Annotated in this window: 11 protein-coding genes and 3 tRNA genes; 6 read left to right on the forward strand and 8 right to left on the reverse strand. The window is 73.4% G+C overall.

Going from position 1 to position 18,569, the window contains the following annotated elements; genetic code table 11:
• The first annotated feature begins 374 nt into the window (after positions 1 to 374).
• Positions 375 to 4,253, forward strand: a complete 3,879-nt coding sequence (locus tag ABT345_RS14785; protein WP_345088703.1) for a CLIPPER-2 domain-containing protein — start codon at positions 375 to 377, stop codon at positions 4,251 to 4,253.
• Between the two features lie 214 nt (positions 4,254 to 4,467).
• Here ABT345_RS14785 and purL read toward each other — a convergent pair whose 3' ends face one another.
• From purL to purS, 3 genes are read right to left on the reverse strand one after another with little or no spacing between them, the layout of a single operon-like run.
• Entirely contained in the window at positions 4,468 to 6,717 is a 2,250-nt protein-coding gene (purL, locus tag ABT345_RS14790) for a phosphoribosylformylglycinamidine synthase subunit PurL (protein ID WP_345088705.1), read from the reverse strand.
• Positions 6,714 to 7,418: a phosphoribosylformylglycinamidine synthase subunit PurQ gene (purQ, locus tag ABT345_RS14795; RefSeq protein WP_345088707.1), complete on the reverse strand. Its 705-nt coding sequence runs from the start codon at positions 7,416 to 7,418 to the stop codon at positions 6,714 to 6,716. Before purQ ends, purL begins: the two co-directional genes overlap by 4 nt.
• Entirely contained in the window at positions 7,415 to 7,666 is a 252-nt protein-coding gene (gene purS / locus ABT345_RS14800; RefSeq protein ID WP_030284318.1) for a phosphoribosylformylglycinamidine synthase subunit PurS, read from the reverse strand. The genes purQ and purS overlap by 4 nt, the downstream gene beginning before the upstream one ends.
• 300 nt (positions 7,667 to 7,966) lie before the next feature.
• Between purS and ABT345_RS14805 the strand changes: the two genes are divergently transcribed.
• The 4 genes from ABT345_RS14805 to ABT345_RS14820 all read left to right on the forward strand — a co-directional run bounded on the left by ABT345_RS14805 (position 7,967) and on the right by ABT345_RS14820 (position 8,936).
• Entirely contained in the window at positions 7,967 to 8,287 is a 321-nt protein-coding gene (locus tag ABT345_RS14805) for a histone-like nucleoid-structuring protein Lsr2 (RefSeq protein WP_345088710.1), read from the forward strand.
• Positions 8,288 to 8,406: 119 nt separating this feature from the next.
• A tRNA-Gly gene (locus ABT345_RS14810) sits at positions 8,407 to 8,478 on the forward strand.
• 89 nt (positions 8,479 to 8,567) lie between these two features.
• Positions 8,568 to 8,640: transfer RNA gene (locus ABT345_RS14815), tRNA-Gly, on the forward strand.
• A gap of 223 nt (positions 8,641 to 8,863) precedes the next feature.
• Positions 8,864 to 8,936 (forward strand) — tRNA-Gly (locus tag ABT345_RS14820).
• A gap of 52 nt (positions 8,937 to 8,988) precedes the next feature.
• Here ABT345_RS14820 and ABT345_RS14825 read toward each other — a convergent pair.
• Together ABT345_RS14825 and ABT345_RS14830 are read right to left on the reverse strand one after the other, a co-directional pair.
• A complete protein-coding gene (locus tag ABT345_RS14825) occupies positions 8,989 to 9,888 on the reverse strand; it encodes a phosphoribosylaminoimidazolesuccinocarboxamide synthase (protein WP_345088712.1) in 900 nt (299 codons plus the stop codon).
• A gap of 81 nt (positions 9,889 to 9,969) precedes the next feature.
• A complete protein-coding gene (locus ABT345_RS14830; RefSeq protein ID WP_345088714.1) occupies positions 9,970 to 11,199 on the reverse strand; it encodes an MFS transporter in 1,230 nt (409 codons plus the stop codon).
• A gap of 99 nt (positions 11,200 to 11,298) precedes the next feature.
• Here ABT345_RS14830 and ABT345_RS14835 point away from each other — a divergent pair, with 99 nt between their 5' ends.
• Positions 11,299 to 12,234, forward strand: coding sequence for a LysR family transcriptional regulator (locus tag ABT345_RS14835; RefSeq protein WP_345088716.1), 936 nt, complete (start codon positions 11,299 to 11,301; stop codon positions 12,232 to 12,234).
• A 27-nt stretch (positions 12,235 to 12,261) separates the two neighbouring features.
• On the opposite strand, the gene ABT345_RS14840 is transcribed toward ABT345_RS14835, so the two are convergent.
• From ABT345_RS14840 to purD, 3 genes are all read right to left on the reverse strand, one after another.
• On the reverse strand, positions 12,262 to 13,740 hold the full coding sequence (locus tag ABT345_RS14840) for a N,N-dimethylformamidase beta subunit family domain-containing protein (RefSeq protein WP_345089662.1): 1,479 nt from the start codon (positions 13,738 to 13,740) through the stop codon (positions 12,262 to 12,264).
• A gap of 675 nt (positions 13,741 to 14,415) precedes the next feature.
• Positions 14,416 to 16,485: a hypothetical protein gene (locus tag ABT345_RS14845; RefSeq protein ID WP_345088718.1), complete on the reverse strand. Its 2,070-nt coding sequence runs from the start codon at positions 16,483 to 16,485 to the stop codon at positions 14,416 to 14,418.
• Positions 16,486 to 17,082: 597 nt separating this feature from the next.
• Complete coding sequence (gene purD, locus ABT345_RS14850; RefSeq protein WP_345088720.1) at positions 17,083 to 18,381, reverse strand: phosphoribosylamine--glycine ligase; 1,299 nt, start codon at positions 18,379 to 18,381, stop codon at positions 17,083 to 17,085.
• Positions 18,382 to 18,569 lie beyond the last annotated feature (188 nt).

Consider the following 18,569-nt stretch of genomic DNA (forward strand, 5'->3'; position numbering starts at 1 on the left):
GAATCCCGCGGCGCTTCCGCAACGGGATGGGCGGTGCGTCATGCCGGCCCTTCCGCATCACACACGGCGCCGGCGGCGGGCCCGCCGGGGCCCGGAAACCGTGCGGGCGGCGGCCTGTTCGGGGCCGCCGGCCCGGCGAACGGGACGGTCCGGCGCCGTGCCGGGGCGCCTTGGGAGAACCGGCCCGACAGCCTTGAGAGAACCGGTCTGATAAAAGCGGATCCGTACCACCATGGGTGTGGATAAAGCACAGGTAAGTGCGTGTGCTGATGCCCGCAAAGGGGAGAAATACCTACGTTCCCCGCATGATGCCGAAACATAGATATCGGGTATATGGCGAAAGCGGGTGGCACGGCCGCGCCCGGAGATGGGCGATGGCCCTGCTGGGCGTCCTCAGCATGGTGGCCGCGACCCTCGGACTGCCCGCCACCACCGCCCATGCCCAAGGGGTGGGCGTACCGCTGGTGAACGAGACGTTCACCGGAGCCACGGCGGACCCGGAGTTCGAAGGGTTCGGGAACGCGTGCCTGACCGGCGCGCCCCAGGGCACCGCCCCCGGGCCCGGGACGCATCCGCTCGGTGGCTGCCCGCCGAACGAGGTCGGTCCCGTACCGCCGAGGAACGGCGCGCCGCACGGCTACCTCCAGCTGACCGACGCCGGTCGCGACCGGGCCGCGGCGGCGCTCTACAACCACGCCCTCCCCGCCAACCAGGGCCTGGTGACCACGTTCGACCAGTGGCAGTACGGCAACACCACCAACCCGCCGGCCGACGGCATCTCCTTCTTCCTCATCGACGGGGCGGCCACCCTGGACGCGCCGGGCGCGTTCGGCGGCAGCCTCGGCTACGCGCAGAAGATCCCCGCCGACGATCCGGCGGAGCCGTTCATCCCTGGTGTCAACCGCGGCTACCTCGGCGTCGGACTGGACGTCCTGGGGAACTTCTTCGGCGACTGGGAGCACCGGGGCAACGGCTGTACGCGGCGGTCCCCGGCCGGCACCATCTTCCGCGTCCCCGCCCCCGGCACCAACATGGTCACGCTGCGCGGACCGGGCAACGGCACCGAGGGCTACTGCTTCCTGGACGCCACCACCAGCAACTTCTCCACCAGCGGCCCCTGGCCGTCCACGCTGCCGGGCCAGATCCACGGGCCGACCACCTCGCTGCCCGCGAACGCGACGCCCGCCGAGGCCGAGGCACTGCTGGAGCCCTCGCGGCGCACCGTGACCGTGGAGGTCTCGCCGGCGCCGAACCCGGTGGTCACCGTCTGGATGGACTTCCACGACGGCCGCGGCACCCAGGAGGTGCTCTCCACCCCGGCGCCCACCCCGGTGCCGAACACCTACAAGCTCGGGTTCGCCGGGTCGACCGGTGACTTCACCGACGTCCATCTGATCCGGAACGTCAGCGTGCGCCCGGCCGCGGCGCTGCCGCAGCTCAACATCGTCAAGCAGGTCTCCGAGGCCACCGAGGTCCCGCAGCCGCTGACGCCGGGGCAGCAGGTGCCCTTCGAGTACGTCGTGACCAACAGCGGGAACGTCACGCTGAACGACGTGAACGTGACGGACGACCGCGTCCCCGGTATCACCTGTCCGCAGACCTCGCTGGCCAGCGGGCAGAGCATGACCTGCCGGGGGACCTATACCGTCACCGACGCGGACGCCGAGGCCGGGTCGGTGACCAACACCGCCGTCGCGCACGGCACGGGACCCGAGGGGCCGGTGGATTCGCCACCGGACGAAGTGACGCTACCGGTCCAGCGCGGACCGGGGCTGCGGCTGGAGAAGACGACCGACGAGGGCCGTGAGTACCGCGTCGGTGACGAGGTCACGTACAAGTACACCGTCACCAACACCGGTCCGACCACGCTGAACGACGTCAAGATCTCCGACGACCACGTCACCGGCATCACCTGCGACGCCACCACGCTGGCCCCGAGCGGCGAGCCCGGTGACTCCACCACCTGTACGGGGACGTACACCGTCACCGAGGCGGACGGCCGGGCCGGGTCGGTGACGAACACCGCCGTCGCCCACGGGACGTCCAACGGCACCCCGGTCGACTCCGGACCGGACCAGGCGACGATCGCGGTCGCCTCCGACCTCTCGCTGAGCCTCACGAAGAGCGTCGACAACTCGCATCCGTACGAGGTCGGCGACGAGGTGACCTACACCTACACGGTCACCAACACCGGGGACGCGACGCTCAGCGGGATCGAGGTCACCGACGACCGGGCCGCCGGGATCACCTGCCAGGCCACCACCCTGGCGCCGGGCGCGAGTACCACCTGCACCGGTACGTACACCGTGACCAGGGCCGACGCCGATCTGGGGAACGTCACCAACGTGGCCTTCGCCCAGGGGCGGGACGCCGACGGCACGATCGTGGAGTCGCCGCCGGACGACGCGGTGATCGACGTCGTCCCCAACCAGCCGGGGCTGGAGATCCAGAAGGTCGTCGACGCCTCGCACCCGTACCAGGCCGGTGACACCGTCACCTACCGGTACGTCGTGCGGAACTCCGGGAACACCACGATCACCGGTGTCAACGTCGCCGACGACCGGGTCTCGGGGATCACCTGCCAGGACACCACGCTGGCGCCCGGGGCGAGCACCGAGTGCACCGGTACGTACACCGTGACCGCCGCCGACGCGGACGCCGGGCAGGTGCGCAACACCGCCGTGGCGCGCGGTGAGTCCGACGGCACCGCGGTGGAATCGCCGCCGGACAGCGCCGAGATCGAGGTCGGACGGAACGAGCCCGGGCTGTCGGTCAACAAGACCGTCGACGCCTCGCGCCCGTACCGCGTCGGTGACGAGGTCACGTACACCTACAGCGTCACCAACACCGGCAACACCACGATCACCGGCGTGACCGTCGCCGACGACCGGGTCTCCGGGATCACCTGCGAGGCGACCACGCTGGCGCCCGAGGCGAGTACCACCTGTACCGGTACGTACACCGTGACCGCCGCCGACGCGGAGGCCGGGAGCGTGGCCAACACGGCGGTGGCGCGCGGTGAGTCCGACGGGACGGCGGTGGAGTCGCCGCCGGACAGCGCCCGGATCGACACCGTCGCCGACCGGCCCGCGCTGTCGGTCGAGAAGTCCGTGGACACCTCGCGCACCTACGCGGTGGGCGACCGGATCACGTACACCTACCGGGTCGCCAACACCGGCAACACGACGATCAGCGGCGTGACCGTCACCGACAACCGGGTCTCCGGGATCACCTGCCTTGCGACCACGCTGGACCCGGGTGAGAGCACCACCTGCACCGGCAACTACACCGTGACCGCCGCCGACGCGGAGGCCGGGCACATCACCAACACGGCGGTGGCGCACGGCCAGTCCGACGGCACCGCGGTGGAATCGCCGCCGGACAGCGCGGAGGTCCAGGTCGGGCGGCACGAGCCCGCGCTGGCGATCGAGAAGTCCGTCGACACCTCGCGCACCTACGCGGTGGGCGACGAGGTGACCTACACCTACCGGATCAACAACACCGGCAGCACCACGGTCAACGACCTCACCGTCGCCGACGACCACGTCTCCGGCATCACCTGCCAGGCGACCACGCTGGCGCCCGGGGCGAGCACCACCTGCACCGGCACGTACACCGTCACCGAGGCCGACGCGCAGGCCGGGCACGTACGCAACACCGCCGTCGCCCGCGGCCGGTCCAACGGCACCGCCGTGGAATCGCCGCCCGACAGCGCGGAGATCCAGGTCGGACGGCACCAGCCCGGCCTGACGATCAAGAAGACCGTCGACACCTCCCGGACCTACCGGGTCGGCGACCGGATCACCTACACGTACACCGTCACCAACACCGGCAACACCACCCTCAACGGCATCGCCGTCGAGGACAACCGCGTCACCGACGTGACCTGCCGGACCACCACGCTGGCCCCCGGTGAGAGCACCACCTGCACCGGCACCTACACCGTCACCGAGGAGGACGCCAAGCACGGCACGATCACCAACACCGCCGTGGCGACCGCCGACGGCGGGGTCCGCTCCGAACCGGCCGAGGCGACCGTCAAGGTCACGGAGAAGGAACCCTGCAAGGGCAAGGACTGCAAGCCCTGCAAGGGCAAGGACTGCCACAAGCCGTGCAAGGGCAAGCACTGCGACAAGCCGTGCAAGGGGAAGGACTGCCACAAGCCCTGCCACGGCAAGCACTGCGACAAGCCGTGCGACGACAAGCACTGCGACAAGCCCTGCCAGGAGAAGGGGGGCTGCAAGCAGGAGTGAGCCGGCCGGCGCGGCGGTGAGGCCCCTGCCGGGCTGAGCACCGCGCCGCACGACAGGGCGTCCGCCGCACACCGGCGGGCGCCCTCGTCGTTGCCGCCGGAACGGGAAACCGACCGGAACGGGAAGTCGTCCGGAACGCGGAACGGCCCGCCAGGAATCCTGGCGGGCCGTTCCGCGGTACATCACCGCCGCACACGGGCGGTCGGTCCGGCGATCAGGCGATCAGGCCCGGGATCGTCTCCTCGTGCGCCGTCCGCAGCTCGCTCAGCGCGATGCTGAACTGGCCCTGGACGTCGATCGCGTCCCCGTCGACCACACCGATGCGGGTGGCCGGCAGCCCGCGCGCCCCGCACATGTCGGTGAAGCGCAGCTCCTCGCTCCGCGGCACCGAGACGATCGCGCGGCCCGCGGACTCGGAGAAGAGGAAGACGAACGGGTCGACGCCCTCCGGGACGACCAGCCGGGCGCCGTTGCCGCCGCGCAGGCACGACTCGACGAGCGCCTGGATCAGACCGCCGTCGGAGAGGTCGTGCGCCGCGTCGGCCATGCCGTCGCGGGAGGCCGAGATCAAGATCTCCGCCAGCAGCCGCTCGCGCTCCAGGTCGACCTCGGGCGGCAGACCGCCGAGGTGGTCGTGGACCACCTGCGACCAGGCCGACCCGCCCAGCTCCTCCTTGGTGTCGCCCAGGAGGTAGATCAGCTGGCCCGCCTCGGCGAACGCCACCGGCGTACGGCGGTTGACGTCGTCGATCACGCCGAGCACCGCGACCACCGGCGTCGGGTGGATCGCCACGTCGCCGGTCTGGTTGTAGAGCGAGACGTTGCCGCCGGTCACCGGGGTGCCCAGGGTCTGGCAGGCGTCGGCGAGACCGCGGGTGGCCTCGGCGAACTGCCACATCACCGCCGGGTCCTCGGGCGAGCCGAAGTTCAGGCAGTCGGAGACCGCCAGCGGCTTGGCGCCCGTCGCGGCGACGTTGCGGTACGCCTCGGCCAGCGCCAGCTGCGCACCCGCGTACGGGTCGAGCTTGGCGAAGCGGCCGTTGCCGTCGGTGGCGAGGGCGACGCCGAGGTTGGTCTCCTCGTCGATGCGGACCATGCCGGAGTCCTCCGGCTGCGCGAGGACGGTGTTGCCCTGCACGAACCGGTCGTACTGGTCGGTGATCCACGCCTTCGACGCCTGGTTCGGCGACGCCACGACCTGGAGGATCTGCGCGCGCAGCTCGTCCCCGGTGGCCGGCCGGGCCAGCTTGTTCGCGTCGTCGGCCTGGAGGGCGTCCTGCCAGTCGGGGCGGGCGTACGGCCGGTGGTAGGTCGGGCCCTCGTGGGCGACCGAGCGCGGCGGGACGTCCACGATCTGCTCGCCGTGCCAGAAGATCTCCAGCCGGGTGCCGTCGGTCACCTCACCGATCACGGTGGCGATGACGTCCCACTTCTCGCAGATCTCCAGGAAGCGGTCGACCTTGTCCGGCTCGACGATCGCGCACATGCGCTCCTGCGACTCGCTCATGAGGATCTCCTCGGGCGAGAGGGAGGAGTCACGCAGCGGAACGGTGTCCAGCTCGACGCGCATACCGCCGGAGCCGGCCGACGCCAGCTCGCTGGTGGCGCAGGACAGCCCGGCGCCGCCGAGGTCCTGGATGCCGGCGACCAGCTGCTCCTTGAAGACCTCCAGGGTGCACTCGATGAGCAGCTTCTCCTGGAAGGGGTCACCGACCTGAACGGCGGGGCGCTTCGTCGGCTTGGTGTCGTCGAAGGTCTCGGAGGCGAGCACGGAGACGCCGCCGATGCCGTCGCCGCCGGTGCGGGCGCCGTAGAGGATGACCTTGTTGCCGGCGCCGGACGCCTTCGCCAGGTGGATGTCCTCGTGCTTCATCACACCGATACAGCCGGCGTTGACCAGCGGGTTGCCCTGGTAGCAGGCGTCGAAGACGACCTCGCCGCCGATGTTGGGCAGGCCCAGGCAGTTGCCGTAGCCGCCGATGCCCGCGACGACACCCGGCAGGACGCGCTTGGTGTCGGGGTGGTCGGCGGCGCCGAACCGCAGCGGGTCGACGACCGCGACCGGGCGGGCGCCCATGGCGAGGATGTCGCGGACGATGCCGCCGACGCCGGTGGCCGCGCCCTGGTACGGCTCGATGTAGCTGGGGTGGTTGTGCGACTCCACCTTGAACGTGACGGCGTAGCCCTGGCCGACGTCGACGACACCGGCGTTCTCACCGATGCCGACGAGCATCGCGTCGTTCTCGGGGACCTTCTCGCCGAACTGCTTCAGATGGACCTTGCTGCTCTTGTAGGAGCAGTGCTCGGACCACATGACGGAGTACATCGCCAGCTCGGCGCCGGTCGGGCGGCGGCCGAGGATCTCGCGGATGCGCGCGTACTCGTCCTGCTTCAGCCCCAGTTCGGCCCAGGGCTGCTCGGCCTCAGGGGTCTTCGCGGCGTGCTTGACCGTGTCCAGCGTCATGCGTTGACCAACTTCTTCAGGATCGAGGTGAAGAACCCGAGGCCGTCGGTGCGGCCCGTGCCGATCAGCGGCTCCACGGCGTGCTCGGGGTGCGGCATGAGGCCGACGACGTTGCCCGCCTCGTTGGTGATGCCGGCGATGTCGCGGAGCGAGCCGTTGGGGTTTCCGTAGCCCTCGGCGGCTTCGCCCTCGGCCAGGTAGCGGAAGGCGACGCGGCCCTCGGCCTCCAGCATGTCGAGCGTGCGCGCATCGGCGACGTAGCGGCCGTCGATGTTCTTCAGCGGGACGGAGATCTCCTGGCCCGCGGCGTAATCGGTGGTCCAGGCGGTGGCCGCGTTCTCCACCCGCAGCTTCTGCTCACGGCAGACGAAGTGCAGGCTCTCGTTGCGCAGCATCGCGCCGGGCAGCAGATGCGTCTCGGTGAGCACCTGGAAGCCGTTGCAGATGCCGAGGACGGGCATGCCGTCCTTCGCCTGCGCGATGACCGACTCCATCACCGGCGAGAACCGGGAGATCGCCCCGGCCCGCAGGTAGTCGCCGTAGGAGAAACCGCCGGGCAGCACCACGGCGTCGACCTGCTTGAGGTCCTTGTCCCGGTGCCACAGCGGTACCGCCTCGGCCCCGGCGACCCGGACGGCGCGCTGGGTGTCGCGGTCGTCGAGCGTCCCGGGGAACGTCACGACGCCGATGCGTGCAGTCATGATCCGGCCTCGACGCGGACGGTGAAGTCCTCGATGACGGTGTTGGCGAGGAAGGTCTCGGCCATCTCGCGGATACGGGCGAGGGCGGCGTCGTCGGCCGGGCCCTCCACCTCAAGTTCGAAACGCTTGCCCTGACGGACGTCGGCGATCCCCTCGAATCCCAGGCGTGGCAGTGCGCGCTGCACCGCCTGCCCCTGCGGGTCGAGGATCTCCGGCTTGAGCATGACGTCGACTACGACGCGTGCCACTGGCACTCCCGGTGGTGTGGTGCGTAAGGCGGTTCCCTCACACTACCGTGTGCGAAATTCTACGCGCATAGATAAGTGATCGTCCCCTCACGGTGCGGTATCGGCCCGACGTGCACACCAGGGAAAATCCTCGAAAAGATCCGCGCTCCGGATTGCGACATGACACGCTGAAGAAATTAACTGGGCTTCACAATGCATTGCCCCCCGCTGTACAAATGAAAAAGCATTGATTCCTGTCAACAGGATCCGAAGCAACACCCCACGTCAACACGGGGTTGCTGCACGAAAGGACCGATATCCGTGGCGCAGCGCGTAGTGGTAACGCTCTCCGATGACATCGACGGAGGAGAAGCCGCAGAGACGGTCGCCTTCGGATTGGACGGGAAGTCGTACGAGATCGACCTCAATCCCGCCAATGCGAAGAAACTGCGCGACACCCTGGAGCCGTTCGTCGAGGCCGGCCGCAAGCGGGCCAAGTCGGGCAAGGCCTATCACCGCACCGCGGTGACACCAGACCCCGCGGCGGTCCGGGCCTGGGCCCGCTCTCACCAGATGGAGGTGCCGCCGCGCGGCCGCATCCCGAAGAAGGTCTACGAGGCGTTCAGCGCGGCCAACCACTGAACCGTGCGCGGGCCCGCCGGGGCCCGCCGGGAGCCGACTTGCACGGCACCCCCATTGATCAGCTAGAGTCTGGAGCACGCCGAGGGGCGAGGCCGAAAGGCCGGGCCCCGAGGAGTCACGCGGGTGTAGCTCAGTAGTAGAGCGCCCTCTTTCCAAGAGGGAGGCGCAGTGTGCAATCCCTGTCACCCGCTCTGACAGTTCTCGGTCTTTGGACTCAAGCAGTCTTTTCGATCAGGTAGAGTAGCTGTCGCGCCGCTCGGTGAAAGCCGGGTGGATGCCTGCGGACGTAGCTCAGTTGGTAGAGCGCAACCTTGCCAAGGTTGAGGTCGCGAGTTCGAGCCTCGTCGTCCGCTCAGCAAAAGGCCCCGGCCGGTGGAAACACCGGCCGGGGCCTTTGTCATGTCGCGCCGTCTCCGTAAGGGTGTGGCGGCGTAAGGGTGTGGCGGCGGCCACAGAAAAGCGGCGGGGCGGGCGGGGCGGATCGCGGGTGGTTCGCGGAGGTCCATTCATTGGCTATAGTGGTCCCCGCACCGCGCGGCGGAGGCCGGAAACGGCCGCCGGATTCGCACGGAGCATGCGGACGTAGCTCAGTTGGTAGAGCGCAACCTTGCCAAGGTTGAGGTCGCGAGTTCGAGCCTCGTCGTCCGCTCAGCAAAAGGCCCCGGCCGGTGGAAACACCGGCCGGGGCCTTTGTCGTGGGCTCAGCTCCAGGCCAGGCCGGTCAGCCGCTCGTACGCCTCGATGTACTTGGCGCGGGTGGCGTCGACGACGTCCTGCGGGAGGCCGGGGGGCGGGAGTTCGCCGTGGCGGTCCCAGCCGGACGCCGGGGACGTCAGGTGGTCGCGGACGTACTGCTTGTCGAAGGAGGGCTGGGCGCGGCCCGGCTGCCAGCGGTCGGCCGGCCAGAAGCGCGACGAGTCCGGTGTCAGGACCTCGTCGGCCAGGACCAGTTCGCCGTCCTTGAAGCCGAACTCGAACTTGGTGTCGGCGAGGAGGATGCCGCGGCCGCGGGCGATGTCGCGGGCGCGGCCGTAGATGTCGAGGGTGGCGCGGCGCAGCCGGGCGGCGGTCTCCGGGCCGACCTGGCGGGCGACCTCCTCGTACGAGACGTTCTCGTCGTGGTCGCCGACGGCCGCCTTGGTGGCCGGGGTGAAGATCGGGGCGGGGAGTTCGGAGCCGTCGACGAGGCCCTCGGGGAGCGCCAGGCCGCAGACGGTGCGGGACTCCCGGTACTCGGCGAGGCCGGAGCCGGTGAGGTAGCCGCGGGCGACGCACTCGACGGGGGCCATGTCCAGGGAGGTGCAGACGAGGGTGCGGCCCGCCCAGTCGGCGGGGGCGCCGGGCGGCAGCTCGGTGGAGAGGACGTGGTTGGGGATCAGGTCGGCGAGCTGATCGAACCACCACAGGGAGAGCTGGGTGAGGACGCGGCCCTTGTCCGGGATCTCGGTGGGCAGCACCCAGTCGTACACGGAGATGCGGTCACTGGCGACCATGATCAGTTCGCCGTCGGCGTTCTGGTAGAGGTCACGCACCTTGCCGGTGTGAAGGTGGGTGAGGCCGGGCACCTGCAAGGGCTCGGGCTTTTCTACAAAACCGGACACGCTGCCTCCGCGTAGGTTGGTCCAGGAGTCCTGCCGATTCTCCCGTACGCGCAGGACGGGCGGCGGGGCGGGGCCGACCGGTCAGGTGCGGGCGGCGCCTCGGACGAGGGCGGCGAGGGTCAGCAGGGCGAGGGCGGCGGCGCCGGTCAGGACGGCCTGCGGCGACCAGACGCCGGTGAGCAGCGTGACCGCGTACGGGGCGCAGAAGCCCAGGTAGCACAGGGCCCAGAAGCGGGCGGTCCGGCGGGCGAGCGCGTGCGGCGGGGTGAGGGCGGCGACCTCGGTGAGGCCGTACGCGACGCAGAGGCCGTAGCCGCCGCCGAGGAGGGCCGCGGCGAACAGGGCCGACGCCGGGTCGGTGCGGGCCACCGCGAGGGCGCCGAGGAGCAGTCCGGCGGCGACGGCGGCGAGGCCGCAGAGCGCGGTGGCCATGCGGTGACGGGCGGCGAGGCGGCGGGCGAGCGGGGCGACGAGGAGGCCGGTGCCGGGGGTGACGGCGGTGGCGAGGCCCGCGTAGACGGTGCGCCAGCCGTCGAGGTCCGCGTCGACCAGCCCCGGAAGGACCGCGAAGGCGATGGTGGGGGCGGCGAAGACCCAGGGCGCCATGGGGGCGACGAGGCGGCGGAAGGCGGTGGGGGACGGGGCGGGTGCGGGCTCGGCGGGCGCATCGGCCCGGTGGTGGGCCGCGGCGGTCTCCGGGGTGCGGGCCGCGCTGAGGGCGGCGGCCGCGGCGAGGACGAGGTGCGGGAGGTAGGCGAGGACCATCGGGTGCGGCGCCCACTCGGCGATGCAGGCGGCGGCCAGGCCGCCGGAGGCGAAACCGGCGGAGAGGAAGAGGCCGGAGCGGCGGGCGGCGGCGCCCGGGGTGGGGGCGGTGCCGTAGGGGGCGGCGGACAGTTCCTTGATCCAGACGCTGCCCGCGGTGAGCAGGGTGCCGGCGCCGAGCCCGGTGAGGAAGCGGCCGGGCCACAGCAGCCAGACGGCGGACGGGCCGGCCATCAGCAGGCAGGTGGCCAGCACGGAGACGGCGAGCGCGGCGAAGGTGACCGGGCGGCGCCCGCGGCGGTCGGCGGCCGGTCCGGCCAGCAGCAGGCCGGGGATCAGGCCGAGGACGTAGACCGCGAAGAGGCCGGTGGTGGTGGCGTCGGTCAGGCCCAGGTCGGAGCGGTAGGCGCCGAGGAGGGCGGAGAACTGGTTGGCGCTCCAGCCGGACGCGGTCATCAGCCAGCCCGCGCGCAGCCAGTGGCGCGGCCGGGCGGCCGGGGGTGCCGGGGCTGCGGGTATGTCGGTCCGGAGGGAAGGCGTCGTCATACCGGCCGTTCTACGGGAGGCCGCGGGGCGGGCGCCGCAGGCGTTCAGGAATCGTGAACGCGTACGAGTCGTCGGGGGCGCCGGTCGTATCGTGGCGGCATGGATCTGCGGCGGCTGTCTTCTTTTCTGGCGGTGGTCGAGGAGGGCCACTTCGGCCGGGCCGCGGCGCGGCTGTTCCTGTCACCGGCCGCGGTGACCGGGCACGTCCAGCAGCTGGAGCGGGAATTCGGGACGCGGCTGCTGGAGCGCGGCCGGGGCACGGTGGTGCCGACGGCGGCGGGGCGGCGGCTGGTCTCGCACGCCCGGACGCTGCTGGCGGCGGTGAACGCGGCGGTCGAGGACGTCAGCGAGGTGGCCCTCGGCAGCGGTCCGGCCGCGCGGGGGCTGCGGGTCGGGGTGATGGGCCACGGTTCGGGCGAGGTGACGCCCGCCGCGGTCAACGCCTTCCGGCGGGCGCGGCCCGAGGTGGAGCTGCGGCTGGTCCAGCTGAACTTCACGGAGCACTGCAGCGCGCTGCGCGAGGGCCGGGTGGACGTCGCGTTCGTCCGTCCGGCGTTCGAGGCGGAGGACATCGAGGTGGACGTCCTCACGACGGAGCGGCGGATCGTCGCGGTGTCGGCGGGTTCGGTGTACGCGGACGCGCAGCGGGAGGGGCTGCGCGTCGCCGATGTGCTGGATCTGCCGTATCTGCGGCTGCCGTCCCACACCCCGCGGCCGTTCACGGACTACCTCTACTTCGACGCGGGCGAGCGGCGGGCGCCGGACTGCGCGCTGACCCCGCAGGACGTGCTGACCAGCGTGGCCGCCGGGCGCGGGGCGGGCTCGGGGCTGGCGTCGTTCGCGCGGTACTACCCGTGGCCGGGGGCGGTGTACGTACCGGTGCTGGACGCGGCGCCCGCGCACAGCGTGCTGGCGACGCGGGCCGGGGATCCCCATCCCGAGGTGCGGATCTTCCGGGCGCTGACGGTGGCGCTGGCCCGCGAGATGGCGCCGTTCACGGAGCGGGGGCCGGGGCCGGAGCCTGGGCTGGAGTGAGGGGCCCGGCCCCGCGCGCTCACGGTGTCAGTCCCGCTTGCAGATGCGGTCGAGGAGGTTGGCCGTGGCGCGCTGGATGCGGGGGTCGACGTGGCCGGGGCGGTCGAGCGCCGGTGACCAGGCGAAGGTGCCGGAGGCGAAGACCAGGGCGCCGCTGGGGGCGCGGTGGAGCGAGGTCTCCTGATGGCGGCGGTGGCCCTCGGTGTCGCGGTACGGGGAGTGGGCGAGCAGCACCCGGTCGGTGTGCTCGGGGAGGCTGGTGCGCGGGAAGTAGCGGTCGGCCTCGCCCGCCACCAGACCAGGGAGCTTGTCGCCCTCGCCGGCGCCGGTGGCCTCCCACAGCCAGTGGGCGCCGTTGCGGACGACGAGCGGCGCGGGCTCCGGCACCCGGCCCGCGTACTGGACGCCCATCAGCCGCTGCTCGGGGTCGCCCGCCTCGCGCCAGAGGGCGGGGCGGCCCGGTCCCTGGCGTTTGCGGCAGCTGAGCAGCGCGTCCGGGCCGGAGGGCGACGGGGAGAGGTCGACCTTCCAGTACATGGTGTTGGCGGAGAGGAAGACCAGCGAGGTGCCCTGGTCGCGGGCGCGCTCGACGGTGCGGCGCATCGGCGTCGTCCAGTACTCGTCGTGGCCGGGGAAGATCAGGCCGCGGTAGCGGGACGGGTCGACGCGTCCGGCGTGCAGATCGCGGGCGTCGGCGTAGGCGAGGTCGTAGCCGTACCGCTCGGCCCAGCGGATGAAGTCGTAGGCGTGGCCGACGTGCAGGGGCAGTCCGGCGCCGGCGTAGGGGCGGTCGAAGGAGACGGTGGTGGCGGCGTCCTGCTCGCCGAGGAGCGCGCCGTCCTCGTCCCAGGCGTGGTAGAGGCTGGCGCCGGTGCGGCCGTCCTCCGGGTAGAGGTTGTACGCCTGCCAGGTGATGTCGGGCAGCAGGAGCAGCAGGTCGGCCGGGTGGTCGTCGCGGACGGTGAAGGGGATGTGGCTGCGGTAGCCGTCGGCGGTGGTCAGGACGGCCACGTAGGCGCCGAGGTTCCAGTACGCGGGGACCTGGAGGCGCCAGGAGAGCCACCAGTGGTGGCAGGAGACGGTGCGCTCGGCGGCGAGCGGGGCGGGCTGGACGATGCCGGAGAGCCGCGGGCTGGTGGTGATCTTGAAGGCGCCGGCGCCGCCGTAGTGGCCGATGCGGTAGATGTCGATGCTGAACGGCTGCGGCGGGTCGACGGAGACCCGGAAGTCGATGGCCTCGCCCGGGGCGACCGCGCCGGTGGTGGCGAACCCCTTGATCTGGCGGTGGACGTCGTCGGCGGTGCGCGGGCCGTTGTGCTTGCGGGGCGGCGGGACCCGCGGGTCGCCGTGGGCGGTGGCCTGCTCGACGTACCAGGGCACGAGGTGGCCGGAGTCGAAGTAGCTCTCGCCGCCGCGCAGCCAGGGCAGCGGGCCCTGTCCGAACGGGTCCGTAACCGCGTGGGCGAGGGCGCCGGATTCCCAGCGCCTGATCTGATCCGTCCCCACCATCAGCTCCCCTCCCGCGTCCCCCGTGGGCCGGCCTCGTTCCGTACACCGCCGGTCGGGCACCCGCGGCGGGCCGGCGTCGCGGGCCGCCCGCACAGGGCCGCTACGGCGTGCGGGACCGGCGCCGCGGGGTTCCTCCGAACCGGCGCGGCCACTCCCAGCACATCACATTAAGCACTCAGTTCGTCACCCTTCGTCGCGAATTCAACGGACTTGACGAGAGAAACAACCCGACAGGTACACGGAACGGATCTTTAGGGGGTGTCGGGGAAAAGACGTTCGGATCGGGGCGGCCATTCGGGGAGGGGTGGGAGGTCGGGGGGCGAGGGTCGCGGGGCCGGTGCCGTGGGGCCGGTGCCGTGGGGCCGGTGCGCCGTGGGGCGGCGGTGCGGTGGCCCGGGGTGCCGGGCGGGGCGCCTGTGGGTCGGTCTCGCCGGGCGGTGGGCGGCCGGGGCGGCTGCGGTGCGGGGCCGGGCGGGCCGGTCCGGCGTGCGGCCGGGGGCGGGTGCCACGGGAGCGGGGCCGCTGCGGGCCGTCGGGTGGCGCCGGGGCGCGGAACAGGCCGGAGGGCCAAGGGAGCGAGGCTCAGGGTTCGGGGCTCGGAATTCGGGTTCAAGGTGTGGACGTCGGATCGGCGCTCGGGGCTTCGTGCCCGGCGCTCCCGGTGTGCGGCGCTCAGGGCAGGCGAACCGGTTTTTCGGGTCGGGCGCCTATGGTCGCGAGCCAGGCGCGGAGCGGGGCGGCGTCGCCGTCCTCGACGAGGCTGCGGACGGGGGTGCCGAGGTCGGCGCGGCGGGCGCCGTCGATCAGCAGGGCGGGGCCGTCCAGCCAGTCGAGGCCGGGGGCCGCGCCCGCGGTGTCCACGGCGGCGCAGCAGACCATCGCCGTGACGTGGTCGGCGAGCAGCTCGCGGCCGGTGCGGGGCGGCTGGAGCGGGAAGAGCGGCAGCTCGCCGTCGGCGAGGCCGTCCGCGCCGTCCGGCTCCGGGAGGGCGGGCGGCTCCGGCAGGGCGGGCGGCTCGGTGCGGTCCGCCGCCGGGGAGCCGGGGCCGTGGGCCGCCTCGGCGGGGCCGGAACGATCCGCCGCCCCGGGGAGGCCGGAACGGTCCGTCGTCGCCGGGCGGGTGGGCGCGTCCGCCATCGGGGAGGCGGGCGCGTCCGTCGCCGGGAGGGCCGCCGTGTCCGTCGGCTCCGGGTGGGACGGGTGCCCGGGAGCGGCGCCCTCGGTGGCGGCGGTGCGGGCCTCGCGGGCCAGCTCCGCGTCCAGGCGGGCGGCGACGAGGTCGCCGGCCGCGGTGTCACCGGACAGCCGCTCGATGACCCGCTCCAGCGTCGGGCCCAGGAACGCGGCGGCCGGCGCCGGGGCGGTGGCCAGGGCGGCCGGGTGGCGGACGGCGCCGCCGACGGCCGTGCCACCGACGGCGGTGCCGCCGGTCCCGGTGGCCGCCGCGGGGCCCGCCACCGGGGCGGCCGGCGCGGGGCCGGGCTCCGCGGGCAGGGCGTCGGGGCCCGGGCCGGCCACGGAGGCGTCCGGGCGGCGGTCGTCGGGGCCGGGCGGGGGTGTGGCGGGCAGGTCGTCGAGGACGCGGTGGAGGCGGGCGGCCTCCAGGCGCCAGGTGCGGTCGACGACCTCGTCCGGATACTCGCCCCAGCCGACGGGCGACCAGCCCGGTCCGGCCGTCGCCGGGCCGCCGTGGAAGAGCCGGGCGGCCAGCAGGGACGTCGCGCCGTCGATGACGCCGGGCTCCTCCAGGAGGTCGCAGGCGGGGCGCTCGCCGAGCCGGGCGGTGAAGCCGTCGGCCAGGCGGTCGCGGCGGGAGAGCTCGGTGAGCGCGGAGACCACGCCGGAGTCCAGGTGCGAGGGCCAGCGGCCCAGCCGCCAGGCGGGCAGCGCGACGCGGGTCAGCAGCCGGTCCCAGCCCGCGTAGGCCAGGCCGACCTGCTCCTGGGCGACGGTCCGCAGGCGGTGGTCGACGTCCTGGGCGCGCTCGGACGCGGCGGCGGCCACGGCGCGCTCCATGAGCGTGGCGTGGTCGCGGCAGGCGCGCAGCATCAGCCGGGCCACCCGGCCGACGAGGCGGAGCACGGGGGCCCGGACGCCCCGGGCGCGGGCGGCGACGGCGACCGCGGCGTCCAGCCCGCGGATGAAGCGGCGGGCCGCGGCTATGTCCGGATCCGCGGCGGGGCCGGTGCCGGCGACGACGGGGGCGAGGAGGGCGCGCAGCTCGCCGACGCGCATCCACCACAGGAACGGGGAGCCGATGACCAGGACCGGGGCCGTCGTCCGCCGGGCGGCGCGGCGGACGCCACGGGGCGGGCCGAGCGCGCGGTGGGTGCGGTCCTCCAGCCAGCTGTCGCAGTCGGGGGTGAGGGCCAGGGCGGACGGCGGGGGGACGTCGAGGCGGTCGGCCAGCTCGCGGACCAGGCGGTGCAGGTCGGGCGCGGCCTCCTCGGAGACCGGGACGGAGGGGCTGAGCGCCGGCCTGGCCCCGGCGACGACCGCGCCGACCAGCGCGGCGAACGCCAGCGCCAGCACCGCGACGCCGCACACGACCAGCCGGGCCAGGCCCCAGCCGGAGCCCGCGGCGGCGTCCGGCGCGCCGAGGCGGCCGGTGGCGCCGCCGACCAGCAGCACCACGGCGACGGCGGCGGGGAGCAGCGCCACGGCGAGCGCCGCACCGCGGATCCGCAGCACGGCCAGGGCACGGGAGCGCGCCGCGAGGGCACCTGTTTCCGGACCAGCCATGAGCCTGCACACCCCCTGCTGTCCTCGTGGAGACGGACGGAGACATCGGAGAGATCACGCGTATCGAGCCGAACATCGGGAGCGCCCGGCGCCTTGGGCTCGCACGGACACCGTGCCCGAGCCGTCGCGCGCTCCCCACCACTGTGGCACCGGCCACTGACATCGCAACGCCGGTGAGCCACTTGCCGCACGTCCCCGTGACCGCCGTACCGGAGAGCAGCACGGCGCGCACAGAACGCTTGCGCGGCACCCTAGTTGGGGGCCCGGCTCCCGTCAGCAGGTCGCCGGATCGGTCACTCGATGGTATGGCTTTGGGCAAAGCCGGGAACTGCCTCCGGGGCGGGCCCGGAAAGCGGCGGGCGGCAACGGCCCAGCCCGCCCCGGACCGCTCCGGTCCCGCTCCCGGCCCCGCCCCGGCGCGCGCCCGGCGCGCCCCGCACCGCTCCCCCGCCGCCGTTTCCGCCCCCGGACCCGCGGGCGCAGGACGGGCCGCCGGGCCGAACGGACCGAGCGGTCCCGAACATGCCGACGGCCCCGGTGCCGCCGCCGTGGCAGGCGGGCGCCGGGGCCGTCGGGTGGTGCCGGGCGGGAGCGGGGTTACGCCGTCGCCCCCGTGTTCGCCGCCCGAGCCGCGTCCGCCGCGGCCTTGCGGGCGATGTCCGTGCGGTGCTGGGAGCCGTCCAGGGAGATCCGGCCGACGGCGCGGTAGGCGCGGTCGCGGGCGGCGGTGAGGTCGGCGCCGGTCGCGGTCACCGACAGCACCCGGCCACCCGCGCTGAGGACCGCGCCGGACGCGTCCTGCTTCGTGCCGGCGTGCAGCACGTACGCCTTGGGGCCGTCCTGCTCGGCGACGGCGGCGAGACCCTCGATGGGGTCGCCGGTGCGCGGGGTGCCCGGGTAGTTGTGCGAGGCGATGACGACGGTGACCGCGGCGCCGTCGCTCCAGCGCAGCGGCGGGAGGGCGGCGAGCGTGCCCGTCGCGGCGGCGTGCAGCAGCCCGGCCAGCGGCGTCTTCAGGCGGGCCAGGACCACCTGGGTCTCCGGGTCGCCGAAGCGGGCGTTGAACTCGATGACCCGCACCCCGCGCGAGGTGATCGCCAGGCCCGCGTAGAGCAGTCCGGAGAAGGGGGTGCCGCGGCGGCGCAGTTCGTCGACGGTGGGCTGCAGGACGGTGGCCAGGACCTCGTCGACGAGCTTCGGGTCGGCCCAGGGCAGCGGGCTGTAGGCGCCCATGCCGCCGGTGTTGGGGCCGGCGTCGCCGTCGAGGGCGCGCTTGAAGTCCTGGGCGGGCTGGAGCGGCACGACGCTCTCGCCGTCGGTGACCGCGAACAGCGACACCTCGGGGCCGTCGAGGAACTCCTCGATGACGGTCTGCCCGCCGCCCTCCACACAGGCCAGCGCGTGCGCCCGGGCGGCCGCGACGTCCTCGGTGACGACGACGCCCTTGCCCGCGGCCAGCCCGTCGTCCTTGACGACGTACGGGGCACCGAAGGCGTCCAGCGCCGCGTCGATCTCCTCGGCGGTGGTGCAGACGTAGCTGCGGGCGGTCGGGACGCCCGCGGCGGCCATCACGTCCTTGGCGAACGCCTTGGAGCCCTCCAGCCGGGCGGCCTGCGCCGAGGGGCCGAAGACCGGGATGCCGCGCTCGCGGACCGCGTCGGCGACACCTGCCACCAGCGGCGCCTCGGGGCCGACGACGACGAGCCCGGCCCCCAGTTCGGCGGCGAGCGCGGCGACGGCGGTGCCGTCGAGGGCGTCGACGGAGCGGAGTTCGGCCACCTCGGCGATACCGGCGTTGCCGGGGGCGCAGTACACCTTGGTGACGTCGGGGTCGAGGGACAGGGAGCGGCACAGGGCGTGTTCGCGGGCGCCGCCGCCGATGACGAGGACCTTCACGGGTGGCAGCCTAGTCGTCCGGGGTGCCGGCCCGGCCCGGCGCCCCTGCGGGCACGCTCCCCCGGCAACTCCGCGCCCACGGGCGCGGCACCTCTTTCGGGTGAGGGGCCCGGTTGGCCTATACCCGATGGGCGGCGACTTCCTGCCGGGAATCCCGTGATCTTGGGGGCAAACCCCACCGTTCGGCG

The organism is Streptomyces sp. NPDC000404, from assembly GCF_040300365.1.
GTDB lineage: Bacteria > Actinomycetota > Actinomycetes > Streptomycetales > Streptomycetaceae > Streptomyces > Streptomyces ramulosus.

Coding starts and splice junctions, on each gene's coding strand:
- ABT345_RS14785 (WP_345088703.1), top strand. CDS start 375: ATGGCCCTGCTGGGCGTCCTCAGCATGGTGGCCGCGACCCTCGGACTG.
- purL (WP_345088705.1), bottom strand. CDS start 6,717: ATGACGCTGGACACGGTCAAGCACGCCGCGAAGACCCCTGAGGCCGAG.
- purQ (WP_345088707.1), bottom strand. CDS start 7,418: ATGACTGCACGCATCGGCGTCGTGACGTTCCCCGGGACGCTCGACGAC.
- ABT345_RS14830 (WP_345088714.1), bottom strand. CDS start 11,199: ATGACGACGCCTTCCCTCCGGACCGACATACCCGCAGCCCCGGCACCC.
- ABT345_RS14835 (WP_345088716.1), top strand. CDS start 11,299: ATGGATCTGCGGCGGCTGTCTTCTTTTCTGGCGGTGGTCGAGGAGGGC.
- ABT345_RS14845 (WP_345088718.1), bottom strand. CDS start 16,485: ATGGCTGGTCCGGAAACAGGTGCCCTCGCGGCGCGCTCCCGTGCCCTG.